Here is a 22643-nt window from a genome sequence, read left to right as displayed (position 1 = left end):
AAGGCTCCCCTATTCTCCTGTTAAACTTTTAAGAAGGAAGATCGCACCTTTCGATGCCACCTGGGTCCCGGGCTTCAGGGCTCCTTCTTGAACAGGGCGAACCAGGCTGAAGTTTTCGTTTTCCGAAATCACATACACCTGCACAAGCTTCTTTTCCTTGCCAAAATCTTCGATCACAAAGCGTTTGTCCTGATGAAAGACCACAGCACTTGAGGGAGCTTTCAACATTTTCTCCCCACGACCGACATCGATGTCACCAAACACGAGGGCTTCTAAAGCGATATTGCGTGGCAAAGTCACAGCAGCTAAACGCACTTTAAAAGTACGTGTTGCGGAATCGATTGTTGGAACAACGCTTTGAATTTTAGCTACGTATTTCGTATCGCCATTTGACGCTAAATAAAACTGAACCTTTTGACCGACATGAACACGAGCTAAGTCTTTTTCTGGCACATCCAATTCGATGGCCAAACGACGAGTATCAAGAACCGTCGCCAAAGCGTCACCCATATTGAACGAAGCCCCTGGATCTAAATTTCTTTTCGTTAAAACACCCGAGTGGCTTGCCGTGAAGATGCAATCATTGCCTTTTATTTTAAGACCTAATTGCTGCTCACGCTTTTCAACACCTTCGATCAACTCAGGAATATTTCTCGATTGAGCGACCTTACGCTCTTCGATCAAAGAAAAACACTCGGCACTGCTGATCATATATAATGGCGTCCCTGCTGAAACAGCCTCGCCTTCACGCTTTAAAATGCCGACAATACGACCTGATACGCGGGCCGATTCAATATTTTGAGCGCCATCTTGCGGAACGACTCTGCCGGAAATACTTAAAGAGCTAAAATCCGGCCCCTCTTCTAACTTCATCCATTCAATTTCTGAAGCGTGGGCATTCAAAGACAAGAATAATACTGCGGATAGTACAAAGCTCTTCATTGGAGAGTTCCTTTCTCACCATTCGCTGCTTCGCAATTTTGCAAACAACGCAGGTGAGCCATGATAATAGAGTTACGTAATTGAATGTCTTGATTCTTTAAATCCATGAGGGTTTTACGAGCTAAGACAAGCTCGGCATAACCCAATTTTCCTGAACGATAAGCTGAATAGGTGCTATCCAAAAGAGCTTCAGCCAAAACCAAATCAGTCTTGCGAAGCTCTACCAATCTTTTTTTGCTGCGCTGATATTCCGCGGCCGCATCTGCTTGATCTGCATCGGCGCCGACTTTTTGAAGTTCTGCCGTTGTGTAGTCGATACGTGCCTGGGCTTTTGCACGTTTGCCTTCTGCTCCCTCATAGAATGGGAAGAACAAAGGGATCGTAATACCGACTCCATAAGTTGTTGTCCATTCATGACCACTTGGACTTGCTGGCAGATAGACGTAGTGATTTCTTGTAACTGACAAATTCAAATCCGGAACCTGGGACCACCAGGCGGTATTTTCCGTTGCTTTAGCAACTTCCATTCCTGAGGCAGCTCGGCCTTGATCCGACGTCCTTCCACCTAACTCTGCAACAGTTTGTGCATCAATATCGTCATCCAGGCTCAGAACAGGAAGTTCCGTAGCGGACGTCTCACCTAGCAAGCGTTGCAACTTGCGACAGCTAGAGTTTTTCTTATCCGTCGCCGTTTGCAGATCATTCGCCGCTTGGCGAGCTTGCAAAGCCGAACCGATTTTCTCTGCCTGAGTTCCATGACCGGATTCATAAGAAGCCTTCATAGATTTATACACAGTTTCCAAATCGTTCGTTGTTTCTTTTTGCATAACCTCTACGGCTTGCGCTGTCGCACAGTCTAAATAAGCTTGAGAATATGTGCGTGCAACATCATATCGTTTTGCATCCAATTCGTTTTTCTGCGAATGGGCTTTTGCGGTATCAAGTTCACTCAAAGCAAATGCTTTACCTGGAATTCCCACAGGCAACTGCACGCCCAAACTTTGATCAGAGTTATCATCACTGTTCGTGTATTGAAGTTGCGGCTCGTTGAAAATAAACCGACGCCAGCGATCTCGCTCTGACAAATCATATTGAATTTTTTGATTTACGATTAAAGGAGAAGACTCTAATGCCTGATGAACAACGCTATTGAGAGTCCAATTCTCTGTGGCCTTCGCCTGATTGAATAGTAAAAGTCCAATGACCCAAATGTGCCCCATAAACGCCACCGTTTTTATACCTTAATTTGCGCTAAGGCAGGGTTTTTAACTCGGCTTCAGTGAAAGTTTATATTATTAACATTTGTTAATTACAAGAATGAAAACTCGAGGGGCTTCTTTTTGCCAAAAGTTAAGCCCCTGGTCGAGGAGACAATCTTTAGTTTGAGCTTTCCTCAATTTCCACAGCGCCGCCCGTTCTGCCGCCAAGAAGACCCAACAAAAGGTTATCGAAAGCCAAAACATTCAACTTTTGACCAACTAGATGGCCATCTTGAGCATAAACCAAAACGTGATTCAAATCTCCGCCATCCGCATCTTCTGATTCAGCTAAAATGACTTCGAACGTGTCATTATCAACAGTCACGTGCGCTGTTTTTTCGTCAAGTACCACGATTTGCGAGCACGTGTTTTTCAAAGGTGCATAGACTTTTTGACCAGCTTTATTGATCGAAAATGGGTGAACCACACATTTCTCCGCCAAAGTTTGGATGTCTTGAACAATCTTTTTGCCTGTTGTTAAAGGACGAGCCATTGCAGAAAAACCAACGAACGAAATAGCGATAAGCGCAGCAATTTGTGCTTTCATAAAAAACCTCTCTAAATTTTGAAAGTTTATTTGCGCCCCGAAAAGTCATCTCGTTCTTGAGATGGTAAAAGTGAGCACGATATTTTAGGAGAAGGCCTGTTGATCCACGCAGCCTTAAGGCGCTCTAAATATTCTCGACGCACATGGCCTGTCAATCAAATCCTAACAAAAGATAAAAATATATAGTGCTATATATTTAGAGTCCTTTAAGCCTCAACAAGGAGGGAATGATGCTTAAAATTGGAATGTTTACATCGGCTTTGCTTCTGGTCTTATCAACAAGTGCGTTTGCTCTGCCAAACTGTTTGGACAATCGCGGAGGAGTTTTGGACGTGAATAACGACCAAGTTCTTCAGTGGAAAGCTGATGGGAAGCTTCAGTACCATTCTCGCGGCCACATCAAAGGAACATTTGTTCGTAGTTACCCAGAGTACACAGGCCACGCCCACTTCGAAGTCCAAATTGGCAACGACAACAGCGACACCATCGAAATCGTATACAACCAATCATTCGGCGAGCTTCCAGACATGCAACCTGGTCAAGATATCGAAGTTTGTGGCGATTACATCACGACAGGATATCAAGGACACGGATCTTCACCTGATGGAGCGATCCTTCACTGGGTTCACCAAAACAACAGTGGCCACGGTCACCCATCAGGTTACGTCGCAGTTGACGGAACGCTTTATGGTGATGGCAACGGCTACGGAAACTAATGAGTTATTTTGCAGAAGCCCCGGGACAAAAACCGGGGCGAGGCCCGATGGATGGAAACTGACGGCAAGTATCAGGACGCTTCTCGTAAACCGTGCAAAGTCTTGTCACGGAATCTAAAAACAAACAGTCACTATTCGATTTTTGCGTCAGCATAAAGAACTCAGTCCCCTGGCGATAGGATTGAATAATACCTTCTTTGGACAGACGCTTTGCAAGCTTCTTCACGGAACCTGCTGCCTCATCTTCATCCGTAAGACCTAAACGAATTAAATCAGAAAGTTTTATTTCAACAGGCATTGTGCAACAGCCTGAATAACAGCCATTGCACATTCCAGAACGATATTGCTTCCAAGTCGAAGGACGATCTACGTCAGGTTTTTTCATTCACTCTTAAGGGAGGTGCTTTTTCACCAGTTTACTGTTGTATCTCGCGGACGGGTCCGCTGGTTGAAGTTGTACAATACTGTAGCCACGACTGTAAAGCTCGCTCAAAAGTTGCGGCAAAATTTCCGCTGTCTTTCTTTGGATGTCATGGAAAAGAATCAAGCCCTTCCCCTTCGCATCCAACTGAGTCAAAACGTTATGAAGAAGGTTCTCATTTGACTGAGCCTTCCAGTCTTCGCTGTCTATGCTCCAATAGAACTGCGCCACACCGTTATCAGCCAAGAATTTGCTCAACTCTGGCGTTGTAGCACCGTAAGGGAAGCGGAACATTGGATCTACCCAACCTACAACGTCATAGATCGCCTGATGACCGCCTTGGATTTCCGCAACCGCTTTATCATAGGCAAACTGAACTCCACCGTTGGCATGACCGCACTCTTTTAAGTTGCCGATGCAGGAATGAGTCACCGTGTGTGACCCCAACATATTACCGCTTGCAGCCACAAGTTTTGTGATTTCAGGATTGGCGCGAACATTCTTGCCCATCTCAAAGAAATGGGCTTTCGCATTCACCTCTTTAAGACTTGCTAGGATTGACTTTGTATATTCCACGCTAGGGCCGTCATCGAAAGTTAGAATCACTTCTTTCTTTTGAATATCACCCGTCACAGCAAGATATCCCTTAGAATAATCGCGCTTTTGAATGTTCACCTGGAACTGGAAGTTATTTGCTGGCGGAGTTGTCGCATCAGCTGGTTTCATCGCGTTCACTTGCACCGACAAGGTCGCACGTTGAGCTGCGTAGTAACGCTCTAGTTGTTGAAGTAAAGCCTGCTTACAAGAACCCACAAGAGCCGCATTATGCGGATCTTTAATCTCTTGCTCAAAAATTGAAAGAGACTGTCCATCCAATGCCTGCAATTCCGAGCAAAGCTGTTCGCTCATTTGATCTTTTTGCTTTGGATTTCTAACAGAGTCCTCACGCCATTGCGAGAAAAGCGCTTCCGGATTCGAATCAGAAGCCTCCCATTCTGCCAGGGTTTTAGCATCTTGGTTTACTTGCACGGATTTGTGAATGCCGCTGCTGAATTGATTTCCACAACCCACAAGCGAGCCTGCAGCGATAACAAACAGTCCTGATGCTAACAACTTCTTCATAATTCACCTATTGAGTCATGTCAGAGCCTTGCCCGACATTGAGCATGCTCCAAGCGACTTCTTTTTTATCACCGTTCTGCGATTCGACCTCAGAAAGGCTATTCTGTTTTTTTAAGCTAAATTTTATTTTAGAGTTTTCAATAATCACACGCGGATCTGGAGAGTGATTGTCGAAGATCAACAGATTGCGAGACGCTTGCGCTGTCACCACATCCGGATTCCACAGATAACGGAAGTAAATGATCAAAGAACCAAAAAATTGACTCAACAACACTGACAGTAAACCCAACGCCAATAATCCGATCTGCGGCAATGTGGTTTCCCATCGTGCTGGATCTAAAACTTCAAAACGTGTATCAACCGACAGCTTTGCCGCTTCAAGCTTGGCTAATGCCGTGCTCAAATCTTTGTACTTTGTAAATTCCAACTCAGATTTTTTTTTCAAATCATCTGCTAGCTGCGCCTGATACGGCAATTGCTTAGCCTCGGATTTTAATTGATCAATAGACTTTTGAACTTGGGCCAGCTTGTTTTCCAAAAGACTATTTTCGATTCTCAAAGATTCAATCTTGCCACCGATTCCATACAACGCGCTTTCTTTTTCAGCCGTGCGACCTTTTTGCAGGTAATCGATCATTTTTTGATTCTCAGAGATCTTCAATTTGATTTCGTTCATACGAACCAATAAATCGGAAACGTACTCGCCCATCTTATCTTTAGACGCCAAAGGAAGAATACTTTGATCTTTATTTTGCACCTCAGCCAGCTGTTTACCGATATCAGTCAAATTTTTATCTGTAATTTCTTTTTGTGTGCTGATGAAGTCTTCAACACGCATGATTTCTTCAAGTTCGCGTTTTTTTAAAAGCTCGCCAGCAAGTTCTGTTGCTGTGTTTGCCAGGAATAGCGACATCGCGCGGTTTGGTGTGCCCACAGAAAGCTTGATCTCGAAATCTGAATCCAATGTCGCCTTCGTCCACTTGTCGAGTTTCTGCAAAACTTCGATTTTTGTACTGGGATCGCTAGCGACAATTTTGCTCATGTATTCGCTTTTGAAAAGCTCATACCCCTTGCGCTCGTCCATGGAAATTTTATTACTGTTGCCACGTTCATCGACTTTTTGTAAAAGAGCTTCGAAAAATTCCCGGGTCTTCAAATACTCGATGTGTTTTGAAAGAAGGCTGGATCCTTTTTTCGACTCTTGAACGGATTTTGAAAGGCCAAAGAATTGGCTTGAAAAAGCTTGTAGGGATGAGTTCTGGGTGTCATTGAAAACCATGCTTGTCGTCGCAACATATGGAATTTTGAAAACGTAAATAACAGAACTTATGGCAAAAAGGACAACCGTAAAAACCACGAACATACGCCAGTGAGACAGATAAAGCTTAATGATTTCACCGACTGTGAGTTCAGGTTCAATACGTTGATCGGCCATAATCCAGCTCCTTCCGCAATGACTCGTAGAAGCATTCGTTGTGCCATTATTTCAAGGGGTTGGCCTGTGTTTAATTTGTAATGAGAATTAAGAGTTTGAAATTAGTTTTCCAGAGGGCGCGAAATTGTCACCGCCGCCGCGAGAATCCCAAATACCATCCAATACATACGATCTGCCATGCCGCCGATAGAAAGATGGATGTGATAGATCACGAGTATGGGAATGTGCGAAAGAAGATAGATCGCCACTTGGCGTTTTGCGATGTCAAAGGACTTCATCGCCTTTAAGGATCCAAACAACATCAGAATCAACGAAACTCCTGCAAGAACTAGCAAAGGCCATCCTCCCACAACACCCGCCGACACAAAAATGTTATGGGGATCCTTCATCGCATTGTAGTTAGAAACATCTACCTCGTTTCCCGATGCGAACTTCGACATCAAGCCATGACCTAACCATGGCTGTTCCATGAAGATCTCGCTGCCGCGCTGTACCTCTTCCCAACGTGATTGAACTCCATCTTGCGCTTGTCGTGATCCCAAGGAAGTTTCACCTGTAGCGATACCATGAGCGAATTCATAAGTTTGGAAACCAAAAAAGATTGTAAAAGTCGTTATAAAACAAATCGCAGAGAACTTAAAAATACGTCCCGCACTTGTTGCTGTCTGATGAAGTATCATCGTTAAGATAAACGCGATAACTGCCGCCGCTGCCGAAGAACGGGTTCCTGTTAAGATGATCGCAAGGAAGCTTGCGATCAAAACCACGACATCCCAAATCTTATGTTGCAGTTTTTGATCTATCAGAATGGTTCCAAGGGAAAAGATGTAAGCAATGGTTGCACAAGATACCATGTGTGGAATGTGTTTGAAGACTCCGATGAAGCGGCCGCCTTTGAATTCCACCCCACTTGCAATAGGTAAAAGAATGAGCGAAATCAAAACAAGGGCTCCGGTCCAGCGTTGAATAAACCTTAGAAAGTCCTCGACATTCCATAAACTGGGAATCACTAAGCCATAAACCACCACCATAAAAAGCGAGACGCCCAACGCGCCCACTTGCATCCACGGTGACTCTTCTGAGTTCACATAGTGAACCTGCAAAAGAGTTTGCACTGTCAGTGTGATCATCAAAAAGAAAACGAAGAGCTTATAAAAACCGCTTAAGTGCTGACGATCGCGAACTTTCATCCACAACAAAATTAGCGGTCCCCCAAACAAAATGCACAACACAACGTTGATGTAGGGATGCATCCCCTGCTGAAAAATCAAATACGGAACTTCTCGAGGAATCGGCAACAACGCGCCAAGAGACACCTTGGCAAGAAATGCCAAAGCAGCAAGCGCCTTGATTAGAAATAAAATCCTCTTATCGTTCGCTTTGATCATTATCTGTGACCGGAGTTTCTTTCGATCAATAAGCCGGTAAGAATAATTCCCAAAGCAACTGACACAACTGTCAGGTTACGAGCCGTTTCTGGAGAAATCATTGTCGACCTCTGAGGAACATAGACGAAATCATCCTGCGCAAGCTTTAAATTTCGAGCGCCGCCGTACTTGATGATTTTTTCTGCATCGACTTCATAGGCACCTTGATACTCGTCAATAGCTTTGGATTTAAAATCCTCCCACGCTTTTGGCTCCTGCTTACGCACCAAAACTTCGGTGACGTCTCCACCTTGCGCAGAACCACCTGCAAGAGTGAGCAACTTCAAAAGATCTGTATTCGCTGGCACATAGTAAATACCCGGCTTATTCACAGCACCGAGCAGTTGTACGCTGATCAAAGACTCTTTTTGAGTTGAACGGAAAATATATTCAGACGCTTGTTGAGGCGGTTGAATATCGTTCAGCAAAGTCGTGCCATCAGGGTGGGCAGCGTGGGCCGATAAAGTAACGAGCGAAAAAATCATTGCACTCGTGAAACGAATGCATCTCTGCAAAAGCATACAACTTCCTCCATCACTATACTGGACCTACATCGAGACCCTAGACTCTTGTCAATAAATTTCGATGACTTGACTTCGGTCTATGCATAACAATTATGAAATGAACACGACTGTCGTTCCCGAGCACGAAAAACTTTTTGATGAAATTTGCAACAAACTTAACGAGCTGAGCACTTCGCAAAACGCTGATGGGGAGCCCATTCCAGCGCAACCGAAGTATGAGCAAATGCAAGTTCAGATGAAGAAATTCCATTCTGATTTAAAGGGCTCTCAAGAAGAATTGCTCGAGAAAATTAAAACTCTCGAAAATGTTTCTTACGGACCTGCAACGATGGATGCCCAGATGCAGCAACTGATCGATCAGCTTGCGGCAGAGCGAGGAAACAATGCAAAGCTCAGCGCTGATCTAGCAAAATCTCTTGAACTGAGCTTGCAACTACAACTCGAGATTCAAGGTCTGAAAGCGCGCGCTTTGCAAATGCAAAGCGAAGACAAGAAATACAGCCAAGCACTTTATGACAAAAACCGTATTCTTCAAAGAGACCTCGACCTTAACGTCGCATTGAAGGAAGAGATTTCGGTCGAGTTCGCAAAAGCCAAAAATGCTTTCGCCCGCGAGCAAGAGCTGTGGGAGCAAAAGCAAGAACAGCTTGAAACCGAAATCCAGACACTGAAAAACGAAAAGCACGAGCAACAACAAACGATTGAAGCAATGCAAGCGACGATCATGGAACGTGACGAAAAGATCGAATCTTTGAATCAAGAGATCGAAAAAATTTCCACCTCTTTCAATGAGGTAGAATCCTCAGCTGCTCAACAAAACGACGTCTTGAAAAATTTGATGGCGGTTGCTGAGACGAAAATCATCGAGATGAAAGTGGCTCTTGATAAGAAAGCTTTAGAAGCTCAAGACTATTACAGTCATTTGCAACAAGCTCTTACTCAAGCTGGCATTATGAAGCAGGAAAATGCAGCTTTGAAAGAGTACGTAACGAAGCTGAACTATTACCATCAGCAGGCTCAACAGGCACAAATGGCCGTAGCTCAAATGGCTCAGGTCGCAGCTCATCAAGTCCAGACCCAGACCACTCAAGGTTAATGTTGTCCTCCTCTACTTTGGTTTCCTAAAATAGAGGAGTGATCAACCCATTAAATCTATTCAAGCCCTATTTCGATTTAACCCTCGGCTCTAAGAAGACGCATATCACTCGCGTTTTAGAACGACCGGGTTTGTGGATGACTCCACAGCAACTCGATAACTTAATTAAAGATCTTCGCTCTGTCGTAACTTCTTTGAACATTGGCGATTTGGATTATGGAATCGTTAAAGGAAGCAAGCAGGCTTTAGACAACGCGGTTATCACGTTGATCTATGATGGCCCGTCGGGAAGGCCCTTCGCCTTCAATGCCCTGACAATTATGAATTGCACGGTTCGTGGTCACAGCCAGCAGGTGGTTCACTTGGGTCTTGTTGTTGTTGATCCAAACAACCGAGCAAAAGGTTTATCCTGGATCTTGTACGGCCTCACGACATTCCTTCTGTTTATTAAGAATCGCTTTAAGCCAGTGTGGATCAGTAATGTCACGCAAGTTCCCGCGATTATCGGGATGGTCTCTGAAAGTTTTGGAAATGTTTATCCAAATCCTCAGGCACAAACTCGCAGAACTTATGATCACTTGGTTTTAGCTCGAGAAATCATGACTCGCTATCGCTACGTATTCGGCGTTGGCCCCGATGCAGAATTCGACGAAGAAGCTTTCGTGATTCAAAATGCATATACGGGCGGAAGCGACAATTTAAAGAAAACTTTTGCTCAAGCACCGAAACACCGCTCTGCGATTTACAATGATTTCGCAGGGAAGGTCTTGGATTATGATCGCGGAGACGACATCCTGCAATTAGGTCAAATGGACGTCAGCAGTTATTATCGTTATATGATCCATTCGATCCCGAAAGGATCTTTCTTAGTGCTAATTTATAAAGTGTTCTTCAGTTTTATGGAGTTCTCTTTAGTTCCTGTGATTCAGTGGTTCTCGACCAGTAAGCAAATGGGAAGCTTGAGGCCACGTAAATGAATTCAATAAATAATATCAACGTCTTTGATGCTTGTTTGTCTTTATTAGGTGCTATTGGCATCTGGCCAGCATTGCGTCGTCTGTATCGTCAAGAGTCCATGAACCCACTTGAAATTCGCCTGTGGGGAATGCTGGCTTCTTTGCTAGCGCTATTTGTCGTGCGCTTCCCGCTTGTGGCATTTGATATTCATGCCTTTGGAGGAGCCACTTATATTGCCGCTATTTGGTTTGCGTTCTTTGTGTTTCTTTATTTTGAAGGTCTTCTTCGCAAACACATGCCGTTCCTGCTTAAGCTTTACATGGCTACCGGAAGCTTGGTTTTTGTTGTCGATTCCTTGATGAATAATCTCTCTGGAAATCGCGAGCATCTTTTAGCCTTCGGATTTTTTATGGTCACCGCTCAGCTGGGCGTGGCCCTAGTGGCACTATTCAGAAATCGCAAAGAGCACAGTCGCTCTGAAAACACCCTCATTGATATCAGCATTCTTGGTTTGGTTCTATTAGGACCCATGTTCTTATCCGATATCACTACTTATGGACTTGCTCACTTACCGCGCCTTGGGGCTTTAGGGGGCTTGCTATTTACTTACTTCTCGCTTTTCAACCAAGCTTTAGTGAAAGATCGCAGTTTCATTCTGCGCAAGATCGGCAAAACTGTGATTTTCGCTGCGGTTTTGTTAGTACCGGCTTCATTACTTTTTGAAGACTTCACTTTGGATATAGGCATTCGCATGTTCGTATTCTTCGTGGATATCTTGTTGGTTTTCCGCATTCACTCGGCGGTGAAATTTCTTAATGGTGAAGACGATTTCTTTAAATTTGTAAGCCAATTTGTGGCGTCAGAGAAATTTGATCTGACAAGCCTGAAACAAAAAGTTTCTGAAGTATTTGCGAAAACGGACTTCAAGATTATGACTGCAAAAGAGCTTACCGGTTACGACATTGAAAAGATCACGTCGCTCTTTGATCATAATCAAACTCATTTGTTTAACTTGGAAGACATCCGCCAGATTCTTTTTGATGAGGGCAAGAAAGCCAATCTTCCAACGGAAGAAGTCCAAATTTATGAACAGATTCAACATCTGCTCGACGAAAACAGCATGAATTACCTGTGTTTGCTGTCAACGAAGACCGGGGACATGCTTTTATTGCACATCCCTTATGTGGCCTATAGTCAAATCGTTCAAACTAAGACCGCCTTGATTCGCGATTACGCGAAGCTGCTGGAACGGACTACAACAGCTTAAGATACTCAATACATTTTCCAATAGAGCGGCCATAGTCCATTCCTTTATTTAGAGTCTTAAATGTCTATAAGATCTTTACTAAGCAAAGGAAGGACCAGGATTAACAATCATGAGAGGCTTTGGAGGAACTTACGAACCAAGGATCTTTTGAAGACGGCAATCAAGAAAGGAAGTGGCTTTTCTACTTTCATTTTCCAGGGATTCCAGAAAATACCTCTGTAGCTTGCGGAAGTCTTCTTTTTTAAAAGCACCTTCAAAGCTTCATAACTCATCATGATGCCTGTTCCCCAAACCATCGGAGCCAAAGAAATTCGCTTTCTTTTGCCAGTGATCATCTCAGCAGCATATTTCATCACAACGTTCTGTGCTGTCGAGGAATGAGTCAGGACATATTCCATCTCTTTTCCCGAGCATTCTTTCACCATGGCGTCTGTCAAACCTTCAGGACGAAGACCAACGCTTGGAAAATTTAGAAACTCCTCCGGTCTCGGATCTTCAGGTTTCACCACATAAACATTTGGCAAGGTCGATGCAAAGGCATCAATCACCGTTTTTTTAAAGTCACGGCCTGCTCGCATCAACAATAAAGTAGCTCGCACATCATCACAGCCATTAATAATTAAATCCACGCGAGGAACAATCTCTGAAAGACGATCAGGCCACTCGCCTCCCCAAACTTCTAATTCAAGTTCCGGGTTGATTTTCATCAACGCTTCTTTGGTTGATTCGGCTTTTGATTTTCCAACGGTGTCCAAGTTTGAAAAAATCTGACGATTGAAATTGCTCACTTCGAAGGTATCTATGTCAGCAATGATAAATTTGCCAACTCCACAACGAGCCAAGCATGCCAGGGCTGCTCCCCCCATTCCGCCTACTCCCGGAATAAAGATCGTGCTTCTGCGAAGGGTCGCCTGTTCTTCTTCAGTGATGAATCCTAAATTGCGGGTCACAAATTCTTCATAGCTAAACATTAGGTCCCCCACTGAAAATCTTGCCAGCTAAGGCGTGCTTTCTCTGGAACTTTATAATTTTTGGGAAGTGGTCCTACGCGCAAGATATTGACGATGTACTTGCCCTTTATTGAAATCTTCGAAGCGACAATATCCAAAGCTTTTTTGTCATCAGTTAGCAATGACAACGGGGCACCATAAAGACGAAGCTCAGTCAAAGCAAGCCATCCACGCATAAAGGCACGGCCTTTATCAAAATCCTTATCTGAATCGCTTAAGATCACAGCCAATCCGGATGCAGATTGAATTTGTCCTGCTTCACTTACCAATGGTTTTGCTATCCCCATTGAAGCTAAAGTTTTAAATACGCCCGCCTTTAGCACAATCGACGCCCCCCAAGCTTCAACACCTGCAAGACTCATCGACTCGGTATTCAAGCCATCCTTCGACCATCTCGGATGAGAGGGGCTAAAACGCATCCATGAATAAAGCTCTTCAATATAACCAGGCAATGTCAAAAAATGGTAATTGACGTTGTCATACAGGTTGGAAATTTCCTTTAGATCATCAGGTGCCGTCAAAAACTCTAAGGTAAATCTGTCACCAGAAATGACTTTGTCGGCGATTTCAGATTTCTGAGGAAACTTTCCACGATAGCTAAAGCGCTTCGATAATTGAGCAAAGAGGGGATCTTGCTTTGCCCCCTGCTCGATCTTCAGGTGAGCCATGGGCGCACTTTGCTCAGGAGAATCCTTAACCTCGATAACTTTGATGCCATAGCCTTGTGCAGACAAAGCAATATGCAAAGTTTCAACAAAGGCACCCAATGATTGGCGAAGATCCTTGAACATAGGATCACCCACAGGAAGCAGACGCTGGAAGTCTACGTAAATATCCACGCTATCCTCTGACGGAAACGCCAAACGGAAGGGTTGAACATTATGAGCACTGATACTGAAAGTGGCGGCTTTTAAAATCTCGTCTTTTTGTATCATTTGATACCTCTAGATCGCTTTTCTATACAAGCATAGTTCATGCATGACTTCTGCATTTAATTTTTCGGCCTGGCGAAGAGATGCTTTATTATCCAGTGAAATCCAGGTCCCACCGAAGCGCTTGTAACCGCGTCTCTTCAAAGCAGACATAATATCGTACAACATCACTCCATTCAGTCCTTGGGATTGAAATTCCTTATAAACAGAATAGAAAATAATCGTCGCTGATTCACGATTCATCTTGTGTCTCAAGAAATGCCACGGAGTCGTAATACCAAAGCGCGAATGAATTGCCTTCAAAAATGGATTCAAATTCGGAATACAGATTAAAACACCGACAGCCTTTCCTTCGTAATTGGCTATCACAGATGTTTCTTTATCAATGATCATCATCATGTCTTTCGCCTGGAAGTAAATTTCTTCTTTCGTCAAAGGCACAAACATCGGATTTTCTGAAAAGCCATGATTGAGGCACTGGCGCATAGCCTCCATGACTTTTTCTAAGTTATCACTTTGCAATTTCTCGAAAGTGTACTTCGGATTGGCCATGATTTCTTTTTGTTTCGGTCCAAGCAAAGTTTCCGGATTGAAGGCTTCAACGTTCACCTCATGAGTGACCATAGGGAATGTTGCCTCATATCCACATTTTTCCAAAAGCTTCGCGATATATTCCGGCGAGAACACTTGATCTGTATAGTGATAATTTTTATGGATCTTTGTAATCACACCGATCATCTGCATCGCAGTCATGTTGAAGTTGCCGATCACTTCGTTACAGCCGTGGCTACGACCGAATTCCTCAGCTTTCGCGAGCAAGGCCTTTGCGACTTCAACGTCATTAATGCATTCGAAAAACCCATAATAAGAACGGTTCCATCCATACTTTTCATTTGATGCATGATGAATATGAGTCAAGATCCGACCTGCGATCTTGCCATCCTTGAAAGCCGTGAAGTACGAAAAATCCTTTTCTGTTCTAAACAAAGGATTTTTCATGCTCAAAAAGCGTTTCAAATCTGATTTTAGTTGAGAAATGAACGGAAAATCCTCGGGATAAACTTTAAACGGAGTTTGAAAGAAGCTTTCAAAGTCTTTCTCTTTAATCTCAATCATAGGAATCCCTTTCTACATCGCCCAACGAAGACCGATACTGCCTTGAATACCATAAAGAAGGCGAAGCTCGGTGTCTTCTTTGCCGTAAGAACTTAAAATTTCAAAATAACCTGTCCACGCGTCGCTCAATGCCTTGTCCGCACTAAACTGAAAAACACCAGACTGATCTTGCATGGAAAGAATATTTCTCATGTAGATACTGGCGTCTTTTTTTCTTCCCAGATCAGGAATGCGCCAAGACACATACAAATAATTTTGTCCTGGCAATTCCAATCCGGAATGAGCATAGCGCTTTAAATTTTCAACTAGGTACGGATTTGGATAAGTGATCCCTTGAATTGCATATTTTAAAGCATCTTTATCCCAACCAAGACCGTTATAGAACCATTCGATGCGGAAATCCGTGCGCCCCTCATAGCGAAGGCCCCAGTCAGCAATCGTAAACATTTGGCCCGAATCTGGGTTTGTCTCTACAAGCTGAACATAGCCACTGCCATCCAAGGCAGGATCATAACTGTAACTGCCTATGCTGTGACGAAGATCTGCATAAAACGAAAATGCATCCGTGAGATACCAATCAAAATATTCACCAAAGAATGGGCGGTTATCACCTTCATTCCCGACGACCGCGCCTAAAAATGAACTTCCCGCCCCGTGATATTCAATCTTTAATGTGGATTTTGGCTCAAAATCTTTTTCGACTTGGAAGGGTTGTTCGTTATTGCTAATCGGCTCATCAATCAATACCAAACTCCAATTGGGCGATGGAGTCCAATTCAAGCGTCCCAACACCAAACCTTTTTGCACGAAGAAAAAACTTCTTTGGTCGTTGCTAAAGTGAAAGAACACGTTCGACGGATTAATAAATTCGCCCGGTCCCCACTGATAAACCTGCAAGCCAACAACAGCTTTCCATTTATCTGAAAGATCCCAATCAAGATAACCCGCCGTCAAATCCAACTTTCCCATAGAGGTACGATCTGTTTCGTTGGGATTTTTCTTTTCGGTCTCTGTTCCCGTCACCGTCCAGCGAGGACGAAGAACCCATTTTGTACTTTTCGTCAAAATATTGAAGTCATCACGGAAATCCACCACACCCGTATGAGTTGGAAGATCGAAGATTTGATTGCCCGGGTTCACATCATTATCAAGAGGCTCGGAATAGGTATAGTAAAGATAGCTTTCAAATGTGTTACGAAAATCCATTTGCACCGCGTGAGCCTGTTCACCGTGCAGAAGCAACAACAGCCCTGCCATTGCAGAGCTGACAAGACAGCGAGCCTTTTTCATGAGGCCTTTAGACATGCCCAAGGTTCTCCACAATTTTCTTTTTCAAAGTGCCGCGACAGACAATGGCCGTAACTATTAAACCAATTACGACCAATACAACAGCCGCCAACGCATAAACCCAAAGTTCAGCTTTGATATGGAACGGCACCGGCATAGAAAGAAGACCTGCTTTATAATAAATGCCGGCGTGATTTACCAAGAACGTCGTCACTATCGCAGCAACGGCACCAATGATCACCCCGAAAGCAGATAAAAAGAACGACTCCCACATGAAGATAGAACGGATCGATGCTGGCATAAATCCAATACTTCTTAATGTGCCAATTTCTTTGGTGCGTTCTTTAATAGATTTAATTTTTGTATTCGCAACAGACAGTGTCGTAATCGAAATAATGACGATCACGACAAAGTTCCTAAAGACAGACAACAAGTCGATGGATTTACGATAAAGCTCGCCTACCGGATGATCCTGCCAGCGTGTTAGGCGCAAATCAGGAAAACTTTTTTCAATTTCTTCTGCAAAAGATTTTTCAAACTGATCGCGATATTTTTGATCCTTCAATAGAAAAGTCACATAAGACACTTTATCAGTGTTCATAAGTTGTTGAGCCGCCGGCAATGGAATCGCCATATAGCGATTGTCGATTTCTTGATATCCACCATCGATAAAGCCGGCGATATCGAAATCCATTGCATTTAACTGCCCTGACTCCGTCGTGACACTGAGCTGCACCTGTGGCGAATCACATTCAAAAGGACGTTCTTCAGCGATATATCCTTTATCAGGACTCATCACTTGAACCACCTTAACTGGATGACAGCTTAAAGACCGACCCAAAATTTGTCCTACCAGAACCGAATTCGGATTGCTGACAAGATGCAAGGGCTTTCCATAAAGAGCATTCCAGCCCCAGTCAGGCTCGCGGATTCTACGACCTTCTTCGACATCCAAAGCCTTGCCGAAAAAGATCACCGAGGTTTTTCCATTAGTCACCATGCCTTGAAGATTTAAAAAGCGTGCGGATTCTTCAACAATATCAGAGTGCTTCTGCTTGAACTCTTTAAGCGCCTTCTGCTCAGGTGCGGTCACAGCAAACTGAAATGGCTCGGCACGACCCTCGGGAGTTTGGGCCTTTGCGTTTTCCACGACAAAATCCCCGAACATATTTCTTGAATGATAACCATCGTAATAAAGATCACCTACATCGCGAATATAGCCTTCAAAAAAAACGATGGAATAAAATGCCGCAACAACGGATAACAACGCCGATAATGAATGGCGCCAATTCACCCGAACGTTCCTAAAAGCTAAAGAAATCAGCCGTTGTTGCATGAACTAAATCCTAGCGACTCAAGTTATTGATGTTGAAGAGCGAAGCTGGATGATTTTCAGCTTTTGGTTCTTCGTAATTGATCACACTCTTATTATTTTTGAATTTTGCATCAATAATAGTCATTTTACTTACAAACGGAGTCTTCTTTCCCCCCACTGATAAAGAGTTCTTGTACTCCATATCACCCACTTTGAAGACTTGACCTTGCAAAGTCAGGAACTCGGCCTTTTCAGCCAATTTAGTTCTGCCGTTGATATAATAACGGATTTGATCGTAAGTTAAATTCGGAGATTTCGCTTTCAAAAGCAATACAAAGATCTTATCTGCACCACGAGCTTCTGTTTTTTCAAGTGTCGCGGTATAATCGCGCGCATAGTGAGTACTTGCAATATCGCCATTTGCAGCCTGACCACTCAGCTTTTGACGCGGAGAAATCGATACCGGCTTTTTCAAGCTTGGTTTAAAGAACCACATGTTGCGATCATTGAACAGGTACACTTCGCCTTTTGTGCGAGCAGGACTTGTTGCTTCAACCAATGCATCGTGATCTTTTGCTTTAACGATAAATTCTCGCTCTGAAGACTCACCGTCTTCGGTTGTTTCAATTTTTGTCTTCCAAGTCAGACCGCCTTCGATACCACCACGTGCTTGGTCAGACGCTTTCAATAGATCTGAAGCTTGGTCCGCATAGGCATGAGTCGCGACTAGAAGTAATGCAAAGAAAAGTGTTTTCATCTTAGGCTCCCGTGTCTGCTAAGAGTTCAATGATTTTGGATTTATTTTTAATATAACTGACAATGGCGGCACTTAATGTGGTCAGGATAATCAAGAAAGCCGCAGCACCAAGGCACAAACTTGCATTCAAAATCAAAAGGAACTGAATCGAACCTTGAGTTCCCGGAGGACTAAATTGAATATTCGCCGAGTTCACAATGGAAGCGATGACGATCGAAACAATGAGTCCGGCAATCACACTGAGAAGTCCCAATAAGAACACTTCCTGTACAAACAACGACGACACTTTCCTAGGTGTAAAGCCGATGGCGCGCAAAGTCCCAATCTCTTTCAAACGCTCGAGCAATCCCATTGTCGTTGAGTTTACCACTGACAAAATGATAGCTCCGCAAATCAGGAAGATGAAGAATGTGATCATCACATAGAGAAATCCCATAGAACCCACGTAGTAAGAGTTCCATGCCTCGTCATTATATTTATAAACTTCCAACGGAAGCCCTTTGGCATCGACTTCTTTCTGTAGCCACTTTTTGAAAGAGTTGGTATCACCAATATTTTTCAAGTACACAGCCATATACTCGATGCCATCCGTTGCATAAAGTTGCTGTAACAACGACAGCGGCGCACGTAGACTAGTATCTTCCGCCATGGAAAGACCTGTCGTATGGAACGTTCCTAAATTTGCATTCACGGCGTTCAGGTCGTTATAAAAACTTTTTCCAGCTAACTGAACCGTCCGTTGATCCTCAGACAATTTGGTCATGTCTTGAGGAATCGCTAAGAGTTCGGCCATGCGGTGAGTGATGGAAATTCTAAGTGGATCTTTGATAAAATCATCAAATTGATCCCCTGGCTTACGCAATACCCAGTCAGAGGCCCACTTCAAAGGCTCGGGATGCATAGTGGTTTTCTGATAAACCTCTGGCTCAAATCCCAAGGCAATAAATGGCACCGATTTCTTGCCGTTTGAAATAAGCCCCGTTCCCGTTAGATATTTTCCCGTAAACTCAATATCATCGGCTCGAGTTTTAAGAATGGCCTCAAGTTGGGCAATCTCTTCACCATTTAAAACATATTTCTTTGGCTTCGAGAAATACGACGTCAGTGAATCTTTCTTTACGATGGCGATGTGCCCTTTGTGATTAAGATAAACGCTGGCTGCACGCAAACCACTTTGCGCGCGCACGAGGTAGGCCCCTAAAAGGACCAAACCGATGTAGCCCGTAAGAATAGCAATCCCTGTCGCAAGACTGCGGCGTTTATTACGCAAAAGATTGCGGAATGCGAGCTTCCAACTGAGTGATTCCATTATTTATTCTCGATCTGTCCGTCAGCGATGCGCACCACTCTGCCCACACGCCCCATCAATTTTTCATCGTGAGTACAGAAGAAGAATGTCACATGACGTTTTTGATTAATCTCTAATAGAAGATCGATAATTTTGTGAGTTGTATCCGAATCCAAGTTCGCTGTTGGCTCGTCAGCAAGAATCAAAGCCGGCTCTGTCACCAAAGCACGAGCGATCGCCACACGCTGCCGTTGACCACCTGAGAGCTTGTTCGGAAGATAATCACGGAATTTTTGCAAGCCTACATCATTGATTGCCTGTTCAACCCTGCGTTTACGTTCTTCCGCAGACAATTCGTGTTGTACAATCAAAGGCAATTCGATATTTTCGAAAACCGTTAAAACCGGAATCAAATTGAATGATTGGAAAATAAATCCAACACGACGATTGCGCAAATGGCTGCGCTCAAGCTCTGACATCTTAGAGATGTCTTTGCCTTCAATTTCTACCACACCTTGATCCGGCTCGTCTAAACAGCCAATCAAATTTAGCAGCGTACTTTTTCCAGAACCAGAAGCACCGATTAAAGCAGTGAATTCCCCTTTGAATAAAGTGAGATTCAACCCTCGCAAAGCTTTCACTTCTGTTTCGCCAAGTTGATAGGTCTTAACAACGTTCTGAATTTTAACTATGGGCTCTGAATTCATAAGATTAATCATGAATTTCTTTTGCTTAGAAGGGCAGAGTTTACTGCCGAGCCCAGACTTTAGGAGTGGACGCCACCGCAAACGACGCGTCCAATTGATCCCTTAGAATTTACATGACGTAGTGAACGTACATCTTCAAATAAAAACCTTCCGGGAATTGCATCAATGTAGGATGATCCGCGGCATGGCCTCCACGCAAAACACTGCGCACTTCTGTGTAGTTTCGCAGAGACGCTTTACGAATGGCATCGCGGAATTCCTCTTCTTCCAACAATCCAGAACAAGAACATGAAGCAACAAAGCCATTCTTCTTAGTTAAACGGAAGGCATGGGTGTTCATTTTCACGTAAGCCGCTTTTCCAGTGGGAATATCCTTCTTCGCTTTAATAAAAGCCGGAGGATCTGCAATCACGATATCGAAATGTTGGCTTGGCAAGTTAGCTAGCCCCTCCAGCACATCCATTTCGTGAACCGTTACTTTCGCCCCCTCACGTTCCGCATTTTCTTTTGCAAAAGCCAACGCGGATTTGGAAACGTCCACCAAATGAATCTCGACTTCAAAGCCCAACGATTTCAAAGCCCGAGTAATTTGTGTCGACCAGTGACCGACATAGCAGCAAAGATCAAGAACTCGAATTGTCTTTGTCTTTTGCTCTTTCGCCCAATTCTTAAATAGATTGATCGCCAAATAAATATTATGTGTCTGATCTAGAAAGAAACCCGTCTTTTGACCTTCTTTAAGATCGCAGCTCATTTTGATAACACCGTCGTCACCAGCGGCGTTCAAAAGAATCTCGACGTGCTCTAAGCTAATGTCAGACAAATCCTTGATGACCTTCGGCGCATCCACCGTCATACCTTCAAGCTTACGAATGCCCACGTCATTGCGAATAACAACGGCCGTGTCTTCCCAGCCGAATTGAGAAAATCCTTGAACCTTCGCTTTTTCAACTAGGCCTTTGAAGAATTCTTCTGAATTCTTCAAAGCTGTATCCATCCCCGCTGTCACCAGTTGCGCAACAAAGACTTGAGCTTTCTTGCCATTTTGCTCGATCAAATAATAATCAAGCACCAGACCTGGAATGTAATCCGATTCACCAAAGCATAATCGGAAACTTCCACGGAAGCCCGCCGCTTTACGCACACGCCATGAATTCAAAACTTTCTCGTGCAAGAAATCAAAACCCATTGGTTGCGCATCTTGAGAATTGAAAGTCAGCGCACGGAATGCAATCAAAGAATGAGGATTGCCGTAACCACGAGCTAAGAATCCACCTTTGGCATCCTGCAGTTCCACGGCAGAACCCGGAGGCAAACCTTTCGGCGAGACAGAAAGTTCATTTGAGAACACCCAAGGATGTCCACTGCGAATACGTTTGTCAGCTCCGGTACGAAGTCTCCATACAGTCATCATAATTACTCGCCCTCGACAGCGAACACCACGAACTCAGTCAGTTCGTGCTTGGAAAAATTATTATCTACAATCGCAAGCAATGAACGACGGCCATCTGGCAATGCCGGTCCCCAAGAAAGGCCTTCAAAGTTTTGAATTGTTTTATCGCCACGCTCTTTAGTCAAATCGGTTTCGAAATCCACAAGTTTCACTTTGTCGACGGTGGTGAATTTCGCGCCTTCCAATTTATTCACATCCAATGTGTTTGTTGCCTTCGATAAATCCGCCAGATAAATCGCAACAGTTTGTGCCCAACCCGCGCCGATCATACGCACACCACGTTCCATCACTAGAATCTTTGTCTCGGAAAGGGCTAGGATTTCAGAAACCCCGCGCATGATCTCTTTGCCTTTTTGATTATCGTGAAAAGCATCGATGTGGTAGACGAATTCAGAAACAGGTTTGTAATTGCCCGCACCTTTATCTTCGAATTTCAAAATACGAATGAAATCTCCGTCTGCTTCTTTGCCGCTTACGATATCTTGAGCAAGACATGCCTCAGTACTTGTAAAAACATATTTGCCGTTGGCAAAAGAGGTGAGACCTTCAAATGCCAGATTGTTCTGAATGCCCTTTGTTTGTTTGCCAGTAAGCTCTGGCAAATATTTATCAGGAATTGGGAAATCAGACTTCCAAACACCTTCTGGTGTCACCCGGAATACTCGCGGCATCGCACGAGGTTTCGCATCGTTACTGCCTTCGGAAGAGATCAACAAATCCCCACCCGGCAAACGAGCAATACCTTCCGGATCAAGCAATGCTTTGCGCTCGCCCTCTGGAGGAAGTCCTATCACAAAGTGCACAGCCTTCGGAGTCAACGTCACCGCTGCTTTATCAATCTTCAAATCAAATTCGTAATAACGAGGATCACCCGCGCGACCTTTATCATCAGATAAAGCCCACAAAGTGCTGTCTTGATAAACAAGCGCTGACAAACCACCAATGGTAGTCTTTTGAAATTTCGTTCCTGTTGGGATCGAAGTTTCTCCGTAATATTGCAAGCTCAAGGCATGAGCCGAACAGGCAATAAGAACGAAGAATAAAGACGACAAGATATATTTCATT

22 protein-coding genes are annotated in these 22643 nt (G+C 43.9%); 4 read left to right on the top strand and 18 right to left on the bottom strand.

The window, feature by feature from the left end; genetic code table 11:
- Positions 1-9: 9 nt before the first annotated feature.
- The 3 genes from VF412_RS01435 to VF412_RS01425 form a co-directional block, all read right to left on the bottom strand.
- A complete protein-coding gene (locus VF412_RS01435) occupies positions 10-942 on the bottom strand; it encodes an efflux RND transporter periplasmic adaptor subunit (protein WP_331337411.1) in 933 nt (310 codons plus the stop codon).
- The gene (locus tag VF412_RS01430) at positions 939-2162 is read right to left on the bottom strand and encodes a TolC family protein (protein ID WP_331337410.1); all 1224 of its coding nucleotides are present in this window, start codon (positions 2160-2162) and stop codon (positions 939-941) included. Before VF412_RS01430 ends, VF412_RS01435 begins: the two co-directional genes overlap by 4 nt.
- Positions 2163-2319: 157 nt before the next feature.
- A complete protein-coding gene (locus VF412_RS01425; protein WP_331337409.1) occupies positions 2320-2748 on the bottom strand; it encodes a hypothetical protein in 429 nt (142 codons plus the stop codon).
- 227 nt (positions 2749-2975) lie between these two features.
- Here VF412_RS01425 and VF412_RS01420 point away from each other — a divergent pair, with 227 nt between their 5' ends.
- Positions 2976-3464 carry a hypothetical protein gene (locus tag VF412_RS01420; RefSeq protein ID WP_331337408.1) on the top strand — a complete coding sequence of 163 codons (489 nt, stop codon included), beginning with the start codon at positions 2976-2978 and terminating at the stop codon, positions 3462-3464.
- Between the two features lie 4 nt (positions 3465-3468).
- Here the strand turns inward: VF412_RS01420 and VF412_RS01415 are convergent, their stop codons facing one another.
- The 5 genes from VF412_RS01415 to VF412_RS01395 form a co-directional block, all read right to left on the bottom strand.
- The gene (locus VF412_RS01415) at positions 3469-3849 is read right to left on the bottom strand and encodes a YkgJ family cysteine cluster protein (protein ID WP_331337407.1); all 381 of its coding nucleotides are present in this window, start codon (positions 3847-3849) and stop codon (positions 3469-3471) included.
- Positions 3850-3855: 6 nt separating this feature from the next.
- Positions 3856-5007, bottom strand: a complete 1152-nt coding sequence (locus VF412_RS01410; protein ID WP_331337406.1) for a polysaccharide deacetylase family protein — start codon at positions 5005-5007, stop codon at positions 3856-3858.
- Positions 5008-5014: 7 nt separating this feature from the next.
- Positions 5015-6442: a hypothetical protein gene (locus VF412_RS01405; protein WP_331337405.1), complete on the bottom strand. Its 1428-nt coding sequence runs from the start codon at positions 6440-6442 to the stop codon at positions 5015-5017.
- A gap of 101 nt (positions 6443-6543) precedes the next feature.
- Entirely contained in the window at positions 6544-7830 is a 1287-nt protein-coding gene (locus VF412_RS01400) for an O-antigen ligase family protein (RefSeq protein WP_331337404.1), read from the bottom strand.
- Complete coding sequence (locus VF412_RS01395) at positions 7830-8390, bottom strand: SLBB domain-containing protein (RefSeq protein WP_331337403.1); 561 nt, start codon at positions 8388-8390, stop codon at positions 7830-7832. Before VF412_RS01395 ends, VF412_RS01400 begins: the two co-directional genes overlap by 1 nt.
- Positions 8391-8490: 100 nt before the next feature.
- Between VF412_RS01395 and VF412_RS01390 the strand changes: the two genes are divergently transcribed.
- The 3 genes from VF412_RS01390 to VF412_RS01380 are packed head-to-tail and all read left to right on the top strand — an operon-like array spanning position 8491 to position 11713.
- Positions 8491-9489: a hypothetical protein gene (locus VF412_RS01390; RefSeq protein WP_331337402.1), complete on the top strand. Its 999-nt coding sequence runs from the start codon at positions 8491-8493 to the stop codon at positions 9487-9489.
- A gap of 38 nt (positions 9490-9527) precedes the next feature.
- Positions 9528-10466 carry a hypothetical protein gene (locus VF412_RS01385; RefSeq protein WP_331337401.1) on the top strand — a complete coding sequence of 313 codons (939 nt, stop codon included), beginning with the start codon at positions 9528-9530 and terminating at the stop codon, positions 10464-10466.
- Positions 10463-11713: a hypothetical protein gene (locus VF412_RS01380; protein WP_331337400.1), complete on the top strand. Its 1251-nt coding sequence runs from the start codon at positions 10463-10465 to the stop codon at positions 11711-11713. The genes VF412_RS01385 and VF412_RS01380 overlap by 4 nt, the downstream gene beginning before the upstream one ends.
- A 107-nt stretch (positions 11714-11820) precedes the next feature.
- On the opposite strand, the gene VF412_RS01375 is transcribed toward VF412_RS01380, so the two are convergent.
- The 10 genes from VF412_RS01375 to VF412_RS01330 all read right to left on the bottom strand — a co-directional run bounded on the left by VF412_RS01375 (position 11821) and on the right by VF412_RS01330 (position 22642).
- The gene (locus VF412_RS01375) at positions 11821-12684 is read right to left on the bottom strand and encodes a HesA/MoeB/ThiF family protein (RefSeq protein WP_331337399.1); all 864 of its coding nucleotides are present in this window, start codon (positions 12682-12684) and stop codon (positions 11821-11823) included.
- On the bottom strand, positions 12684-13658 hold the full coding sequence (locus tag VF412_RS01370; protein ID WP_331337398.1) for a hypothetical protein: 975 nt from the start codon (positions 13656-13658) through the stop codon (positions 12684-12686). Before VF412_RS01370 ends, VF412_RS01375 begins: the two co-directional genes overlap by 1 nt.
- Positions 13659-13667: 9 nt before the next feature.
- Positions 13668-14771 carry a GNAT family N-acetyltransferase gene (locus tag VF412_RS01365; protein ID WP_331337397.1) on the bottom strand — a complete coding sequence of 368 codons (1104 nt, stop codon included), beginning with the start codon at positions 14769-14771 and terminating at the stop codon, positions 13668-13670.
- A gap of 12 nt (positions 14772-14783) precedes the next feature.
- The gene (locus tag VF412_RS01360) at positions 14784-16061 is read right to left on the bottom strand and encodes a hypothetical protein (RefSeq protein ID WP_331337396.1); all 1278 of its coding nucleotides are present in this window, start codon (positions 16059-16061) and stop codon (positions 14784-14786) included.
- 7 nt (positions 16062-16068) lie between these two features.
- Complete coding sequence (locus VF412_RS01355) at positions 16069-17394, bottom strand: ABC transporter permease (RefSeq protein WP_331337395.1); 1326 nt, start codon at positions 17392-17394, stop codon at positions 16069-16071.
- Between the two features lie 10 nt (positions 17395-17404).
- Positions 17405-18130, bottom strand: a complete 726-nt coding sequence (locus VF412_RS01350; RefSeq protein ID WP_331337394.1) for an outer membrane lipoprotein-sorting protein — start codon at positions 18128-18130, stop codon at positions 17405-17407.
- Position 18131: 1 nt separating this feature from the next.
- Positions 18132-19439 (bottom strand): ABC transporter permease, encoded by a 1308-nt coding sequence (locus VF412_RS01345; protein WP_331337393.1) that lies wholly within the window; start codon positions 19437-19439, stop codon positions 18132-18134.
- On the bottom strand, positions 19439-20137 hold the full coding sequence (locus VF412_RS01340; RefSeq protein WP_331337392.1) for an ABC transporter ATP-binding protein: 699 nt from the start codon (positions 20135-20137) through the stop codon (positions 19439-19441). Before VF412_RS01340 ends, VF412_RS01345 begins: the two co-directional genes overlap by 1 nt.
- 97 nt (positions 20138-20234) lie before the next feature.
- Positions 20235-21539: a class I SAM-dependent rRNA methyltransferase gene (locus VF412_RS01335; protein ID WP_331337391.1), complete on the bottom strand. Its 1305-nt coding sequence runs from the start codon at positions 21537-21539 to the stop codon at positions 20235-20237.
- A 2-nt stretch (positions 21540-21541) separates the two neighbouring features.
- On the bottom strand, positions 21542-22642 hold the full coding sequence (locus VF412_RS01330; RefSeq protein ID WP_331337390.1) for an esterase-like activity of phytase family protein: 1101 nt from the start codon (positions 22640-22642) through the stop codon (positions 21542-21544).
- Between the last annotated feature and the right edge of the window lies 1 nt (position 22643).

It is taken from the genome of Bdellovibrio sp. (assembly GCF_036384735.1).
GTDB lineage: Bacteria > Bdellovibrionota > Bdellovibrionia > Bdellovibrionales > Bdellovibrionaceae > Bdellovibrio.
Note: the sequence above shows the minus strand (reverse complement) of the source record. Positions and strands in the feature narration are given on the sequence as shown.